The 6,956-nt window shown below is 44.4% G+C and carries 7 protein-coding genes; 3 read left to right on the top strand and 4 right to left on the bottom strand.

The window, feature by feature from the left end; translation table 11 throughout:
- Window positions 1-290: 290 nt before the first annotated feature.
- The 3 genes from AK963_RS11565 to AK963_RS11575 form a co-directional block, all read right to left on the bottom strand.
- On the bottom strand, window positions 291-1,826 hold the full coding sequence (locus tag AK963_RS11565; protein ID WP_338011550.1) for a MutS-related protein: 1,536 nt from the start codon (window positions 1,824-1,826) through the stop codon (window positions 291-293).
- Window positions 1,827-2,529: 703 nt separating this feature from the next.
- Window positions 2,530-3,156 carry an L-threonylcarbamoyladenylate synthase gene (locus AK963_RS11570; RefSeq protein WP_066015614.1) on the bottom strand — a complete coding sequence of 209 codons (627 nt, stop codon included), beginning with the start codon at window positions 3,154-3,156 and terminating at the stop codon, window positions 2,530-2,532.
- Window positions 3,157-3,804: 648 nt separating this feature from the next.
- Window positions 3,805-4,695 carry a PHP domain-containing protein gene (locus tag AK963_RS11575; protein ID WP_175404495.1) on the bottom strand — a complete coding sequence of 297 codons (891 nt, stop codon included), beginning with the start codon at window positions 4,693-4,695 and terminating at the stop codon, window positions 3,805-3,807.
- 149 nt (window positions 4,696-4,844) lie between these two features.
- On the opposite strand from AK963_RS11575, the gene AK963_RS11580 reads away from it, so the two are divergent.
- From AK963_RS11580 to AK963_RS11590, 3 genes are read left to right on the top strand one after another with little or no spacing between them, the layout of a single operon-like run.
- On the top strand, window positions 4,845-5,420 hold the full coding sequence (locus AK963_RS11580) for a septation protein A (RefSeq protein WP_066015609.1): 576 nt from the start codon (window positions 4,845-4,847) through the stop codon (window positions 5,418-5,420).
- On the top strand, window positions 5,421-5,720 hold the full coding sequence (locus AK963_RS11585) for a YciI family protein (protein ID WP_066015610.1): 300 nt from the start codon (window positions 5,421-5,423) through the stop codon (window positions 5,718-5,720). It begins immediately after the preceding gene.
- A gap of 24 nt (window positions 5,721-5,744) precedes the next feature.
- Window positions 5,745-6,410, top strand: coding sequence for a TIGR04211 family SH3 domain-containing protein (locus AK963_RS11590; RefSeq protein WP_066015611.1), 666 nt, complete (start codon window positions 5,745-5,747; stop codon window positions 6,408-6,410).
- On the opposite strand, the gene AK963_RS35310 is transcribed toward AK963_RS11590, so the two are convergent.
- Window positions 6,407-6,956, bottom strand: a 550-nt coding sequence (locus AK963_RS35310) for a hypothetical protein (RefSeq protein ID WP_238593705.1), incomplete at its 5' end; no start/stop codon positions are given. The genes AK963_RS11590 and AK963_RS35310 overlap by 4 nt on opposite strands.

The raw sequence follows: 6,956 nt of genomic DNA on the forward strand, positions 1-6,956 counted from the left end.
TTATTCATTATTTTAAATAATGCTACTTACTAATAACATGATGAATTTTATGAAATCAGAAAATACGAAAGATAGGTTGAAGGAATTGTTATTAATCTGACGGGGGGTATGTAAGACTTCAGATATTTCTTTTGTAAATTCATTTTTAGGATTTATTGTAGGGGACTGAAAATGGAATAGATGTTTTTTAAGTGTTTTTCATGGTTTTTTGATTTGAGTGGTGCGATTTTAAGGCAGTAGTATTGTTACCGCCTTGATTTTTGTCGTTATAACTTTTAGATGATCATTGCTTAGTGTCTTCGGTCCTGAAGAGGATATCTTTCTGGATGTTTGATGATTTCAGTGGCGATATCAAGAAACTCAGATTGAATACCTTCATCCTCAAGGATCTTGATCGCAATATGCTGTTCAGAATATCCGGGTTTTAAAAGGTAGTCATAGACCAGTCTTCCATCGCTGGTGATTTCTGCATGAACATGCATATTTTGGAATATTCCAGGATATTCATCAGCCAGAAGTGTGGGTCTGGGGTAGTGGGTTGTGCAAATATTAATGGAGTTTCGGTTGTTTGAAATGATTTTCAGATAGCCATAAGTTCCAGCCTCACCTTCTATCGGATTGGTACTGCTGAAGATCTCATCCATTAGTGTCAAGCTGAACTGATACTCTTTCATGTTTTCAATGTGGTCCATCAGTTCAATAGCTCTGACCGACTCAGCCTTGAATGTTGACAGGCCTGCCGCCACCTCTGAGCTAATATCCATATGAGTATGAATCAATGAAAACGGCGTTATTTCAATATGTTGAGCTGGCGCTATGCCAAAGGTCTGCGCCATAAGGGCAGCAATGGCAATACCTTCCATATTGGTTGATTTTCCGGCGGCATTGGGTCCTGTAATGATGGTGTTTAGTGGTAGTTGCGCACCTATTTCAATACTGTTTGCTACGGCTACAGCTGGTGATAAATGTGGATTCCAAAAGCGGTCAAGCCTCAGGTATGGTGAATGATGGTCTGGAATATATTTTGCGAAGGTAATAGGGTTGTTTTCTCTTTCCTGACCCTGGCTTACCAGTTTGGCAATAGTCAACCAGGCATCAACTTCACCGATTGCCTGTAGGATGGATAGCATAGAGTTTTTGTGCTTCTGCATAAGCTCTAAAGCCATGTGGTAGCAGCCCATATGAGAGGTGTAGTACTGCCAGATGGAACGGATAGGGGTGTCAGGGGTGTCTTTCAATAGGCCCAGTATTTCCCGGAGCTCCTTGGAGTTGTCTAGTTTTGAAAACTCTGGGTAGGATAAAAACACATCATGAAACAGTGGATGATCCTCAAGTGTCATCCAGAGCTTTCTGGCTTCAAATAATGAAAGACCTGGGCGCCTGCTGCGTTCCATTACGTATGTGTAATAATTCTTTTCCCTCCTGGCACTTCTCTGTGTCAAGTACAGTGTCAGGCCATAAAGTGTTAAGCCGGTAGCCAGATGCAAGGGGTTTGATGAATTGTAATAAAGGTAGGTAGGCATAAACCCGAGACCGAGTAAATTCAAACTCTCAATAAACCGACGAGACGCTTCTTTCTCATTACTGGTTTTTGGGTTCATGCCAAACTGAGTAGTAGCATCCAGGCTCTGGAAGAGTCCTTTGTAGATAGTATCGGAAGGGTCAAGCAGAGATATGATTCCATCCTCATTGGTGGAGAATCGGCGTAAATGATTTTCCAGTTTAGCCATTAATATGGGGTTATCGATCAGGTATTGTATGGTTGATTGCCTTTTCTCCAGTACATTGATATCAGTTGTTGGATTAATCAGCATGTTGGCTAACATGATTTCGCCGGATACAGTAATAGGGGTTCCAAGACTTTTCAGAATGCTGTGATCTGGTGATAGAGTTGATCCATTTAATAAATCCAGATCTTTAACTGCATAATGCGTTAAGATTTTGTTTTCAGAACTGTCCTGTTCAATAGTTTGTTGGGTTAGTGATTTTAATATGATTTTTCTTTTTTCTCCGGGAGTGAGGATAATATCAGGAAGTTCTGCTTCATTTTCTGTTGGTTCTATTTTTTCATCAGAATCTGGGTAGGCTTTAGAAAAGTGTTGCTGTGATATTCGATAGGTGTTTTTTATGCCAAGTTCAGCCTGAATATTTAAAGAAGGTATAAGAATTCCAGTAATTATTATGAATAATTTTTTTTTGTGTCCTGTGGTTTCTGTTTTTGTGGCTGCTGATCTTTGCATGGTTTGATAAGTACTTCGTTAATTGATCGGTTTCGGTTTCTTACAATGTCATTCTTGATTGTTGAATGTTTAAAAAGTGGAGTTTGATTTCGAATCAAAGTATCAATCCTAGACGATTTTTCTGAATAATAGAAAAAATAGTTTTATTGTCAGGGGAGAATTCAAAAGTGTTGTGTTCTGATATGTGAGAGATTTCTGGAGTACTGAACTTGTACTGTAGTTTTTGCTGTTAATTCCAGATCACTGATTGATTTGCGAACTAACAGCTTTTACTTTGTGGCAAGAAAAACTAATTAATCTTAAAAGGTTCAGGATCACCTTTGCCGATCCTGAGAATTTCCGGAACATCTTCCATCAGGCTGACAACCGTTGTGGGTTCCATGCCTCTGTATCCACCATCAATAATCAGGTCTACCTGGGGCTCCAGGGTCATGCGGATATCATAAGGATCCATCATCGGGAATTCGTCTCCAGGCAATTGGAGCGTTGAACTCATGATGGGACATCCCAGCTCACTGAGCAGGGACTGTACGATTGGGCTCTCAGGTACACGTATACCGATGGTCTTCCTCTTTGGATGCATCAATCGTCGCGGCACTTCTCTGGAGCCCTTGAGAATGAATGTATAGGGGCCAGGCGTATGATTTTTCAGCATCCGATATTGAGTATTATTAACCTGGGCATAGGTAGCCAGTTCGGAGAGGTCTCTACAGACCAGAGTAAAATTATGCTTTTCGTCCAGCCGGCGTATTTTCCGGATCCGCTCAACCGCCTTTTTATCTCCAATGTGACAACCCAGAGCATAGGCGGAGTCTGTAGGGTAGGCGATGACACCGCCATCACGAATAATATCGACAGCCTGACGGATCAAACGCAGTTGAGGGTTGTCGGGGTGAATCTGAAAGAACTGGCTCATGGCAATCGTCAGCATCAGGGTTATTCACTCTACCTATGGCCTGGGGTGAACCAGTGTGTGTTTGTGGTTACAAGCACAGAAGTTTGTCGGCCATAACTTAGAGTGATGAAGGAGTAGAGCCTTCAGCTAAGAAAATAGTCTTCAGCATAAAGAGTAATGCTTCAGCGAAAGAGCACTGTGGCGATCGCGCAAAAGCGGTGGCGCATCATAACACTGAGGTCAGCAGGAAAGAAGAGCTTAGGAGTGGTTACCGCTGTGAATCGTAAGCACTCCGTGGGCTGCTCAAAGGGCTCAAGGCAGAATGTTTCTGCCGTTGTTGCAAGAACTTAAATACATAGGTATTCCAGCGTCCTTGCGCCTGGTTAGAAGCATTCTGGCTTGAGCTGAGAAAGCAACCTTATACCAATTAAACTTTTTAAACCCGTTATGAGCATGATGGATTGGAGTGTAAGACAATACCCTGAGGGGCATAAAGGCGACGTGAAGTCATAGCCGTAGCTATGGCGAGAAGCTTCAACACAGGAATACGCTTCAGGCCATCTGCGCAATAGGGAGTTGGAAAGTGCAGTTGGTATTATGTCAACAGAACCTGCAATCGTATAAGAAAATACTGCAATGGCCTGATCTTTTTCTTGAGTACGGCAAGTCCTATTTCCAGGTGTCCCAAACCGGTTTCAGGTTTTCAGGGAGAGAGGGAGGTAGTCGACCAACATCAACCCAAGGGTAGTTCGGGTTGTGAAAATCACTGCCCTGTGATGCCATCAGGTTAAACTCCCGACAATAGCGTGCCATTTGTTCTACCTGACTGTGTGGGTGATTAGACCCCTGAACTTCCATGGCGTGACCGCCTGCCAGTTTAAAGTCTTTGATCAGAGCCCTGAGTTTGGTCGCGGTCATCCGGTATTTTCCGGGATGGGCAAGAACCGCCGTTCCCCCCAGTGCCCGGATCCAGGCAACGCCCTGGCTCATTCTTGGCCAGAAGGCCTTAAGATTGCCAATTTTGCTGTTATCAAGGTACTTTCGAAAAGCGGCATCCATATCATTGCACCGATCTTCACTTATCAGCCAGCGGGCAAAGTGTGGCCGACCAATCTGCACTTCGTCCGGTTTCAGAATAAAACCATGGCTGCTGTTCTGCTGTTGTTCAACTGCGCCTTCGAGGACTTTCTGGAAAATCTGATCGGCATTCCAGTCGGGCAAACGGCGGGCAAGGCGTTCTGCAATATGGTGTGAGCGTTTTCTGCGAGACTCGCCCTGGGCTTTGACGACCATGTTCAGATCTTGGTGGTCAAGGGAGAAATTCAGACCAACAATATGTATTTCAGCACCGGACCAGGTAGTGGAGAGCTCAATGCCTGTGATTAATCGGATATTTCCTTCAGGTGTGTGATCCCTAAGGAAGTAGTGGGCCGCAACAGTGTCATGATCGGTAATGGCCAGGGTGTGAACATTTCGTTCCTGAGCCCGATCGTAGAGCTCAACAGGGTCAAGAGTTCCATCGGAAGCGGTTGTATGGCTGTGTAAATCAATGGAAATCAAAATTGTCTCTTACCCTGAAATTCAATTAGTTTATTATGTAGTTTGACTGTAATTGCCTGCAGGCTCAAACTCCCTAACCGTTTTTTACTATGAAAGGCCGGTATCATTGATTAATCTGGTGCCTGCTATTCTACTCTGATCGGCCAAATATGAAGCAAATAATTGACTTTATTCCTCTAATTCTCTTCTTTGTTGTCTACAAAATGGACCCAAGAACGGTCAACCTGGGTTCAAATGCATTTGAACTGGGTGGTCCGTTCAGTGCAACACTGGTATTAATGGTCGCTTCCATTCTGGTTTATGGCAGCCTGTATCTGAAGAACCGTACACTTGAGAAAAGTCATGTGGTGACTCTCGCAGCCGTTGTGTTGTTTGGGGGCATGACACTGGCTTTTCATGATGAAGCTTTTCTGAAATGGAAAGCCCCCATCGTAAACTGGATCTTTGCGGTTGCTTTCCTGGGCAGTCAGTTTATTGGTGAAAAGACCCTGCTGGAACGGATGATGGGACATGCCATGACACTGCCAGATGATATCTGGCTCAAGATGAACATCAGCTGGGTTATATTTTTCATACTTCTGGGGGCGGCAAACCTCTTCGTGGCATTTACCTTTCACGATATCTGGGTGGACTTTAAAGTGTTCGGCAGCCTTATTCTGACCTTCCTGTTTGTGATTGGTCAGTTCCTGGTGATTTCAAAACATATTCAGACCGAGGAGAAATAAATGCTCTACGCTATTTTCAGTGAGGATGTTGATAATAGTCTGTCATTGCGAATGAAGGCTCGCCCTGCGCACCTGGAGCGGCTTCAGCAATTGAAGAATGAAGGTCGGTTGGTGCTTGCAGGGCCTTGTCCTGCCATAGACAGCAATGATCCGGGGGAGGCTGGTTTTACCGGTAGTCTGGTGGTTGCCGAATTTGCCAGTTTGAGCGAAGCTCAGGCCTGGGCAGATGCAGACCCCTATATTGAGGCTGGCGTTTATCGACAGGTCATCGTTAAGCCGTTTAAAAAAGTTCTGCCGTGATTTGAGATTCTGATTCCTGTGAAAATGCAAAAACATTGGCTAATTGTTCTGCTCGGTTTGTTATGGATTGGACAGGCAACTGCACAGACACGATACATTACTGATATTACCTATGTGCCTGTGCGGACAGGGCCTGGTAATGAATACCGGATTATTCATCGTGGACTGAAGACCGGTACCGCATTGGTACTGCTGGAAGAAGATTCTGGTAAGGGTTTCAGCAAGGTGAAGTACGGTGATCAGGAAGGCTATGTACCGACCCAATATCTGATGATAAATCCACCGGCTTTTCGCCAGTTACCTGCTGCCCTGGATCGAGCCAGTAAAATCGCAGCAGATAATAAAGAGCTGGAAAAACTCCTGATTGAACGGGATGACCAGCTTAAAGAGGTAACGTCCGAACTCAGCAAGGCTGATAATAAGCTGGATCGTCAGCAGGTGGAGATGAAACGACTTCAGGATATTTCTGCTGAACCTCTGGCCATTGATCGTCGTAACCAGCAACTGGTTGAGGAAAATGAACGTCTGAAAAATCAGTTGCAGGTGCTTCAGGCGGAAAACCGTCAACTGCTCAGGGATAGCAGCCTGCGCTGGTATCTCTTCGGTGGCGGCACCATATTGCTTGGGATTCTTCTTGGCTTGTTCCTGCCGATGTTGAAGATCCGCAAGAAAGAAAGTGCCTGGGTTTAAGCCTGTTCAGCGGGACCGTGCAGGGATTTAAATATACCTGCACGGCCCTGATAATCCGTCATCAGTCTTCCCGGACATGTCAGATATTCATGGGTGATAACAAGACTGTCTCGGGCCTCTTTCGCAGTATTTTCTCCTGTTGCTATTATGAATGCAGACAGTATCTTGGCAAGACATTGGCCTGCTGCTGAATAAAAGTCGATGTTAAACAGAAGGTTTACAGCATAAGAACAATTAGCCATACCAGAAGGGCCTGCGAGATAAGGCATGCCGCAGCTTTTATTTTTCTGGTACAGGCTAGGAGGGGGTGAGTGAATTGATGGAAGCTGTTTGAAGTAGTGACTTCGCTTTTTTAAGGGATGAAGGTTGTTTAGCAAGCTGCTATTGATGGCAGCCTCACCCAGTGTGCCAGTTGGGAGGGGAATGTAATTTAAATTGTGTAAACGCTTGTCGTTAATACTCCAAAATGGAGAATAACAATGAGCGTTGAAATCAACGAAAAACTGGTAGATCAAATAGCCAGTCAGATTAAAACTCAGGATGATC

Origin of the sequence: Endozoicomonas atrinae (genome assembly GCF_001647025.1) — a bacterium.
Lineage (GTDB): Bacteria > Pseudomonadota > Gammaproteobacteria > Pseudomonadales > Endozoicomonadaceae > Endozoicomonas > Endozoicomonas atrinae.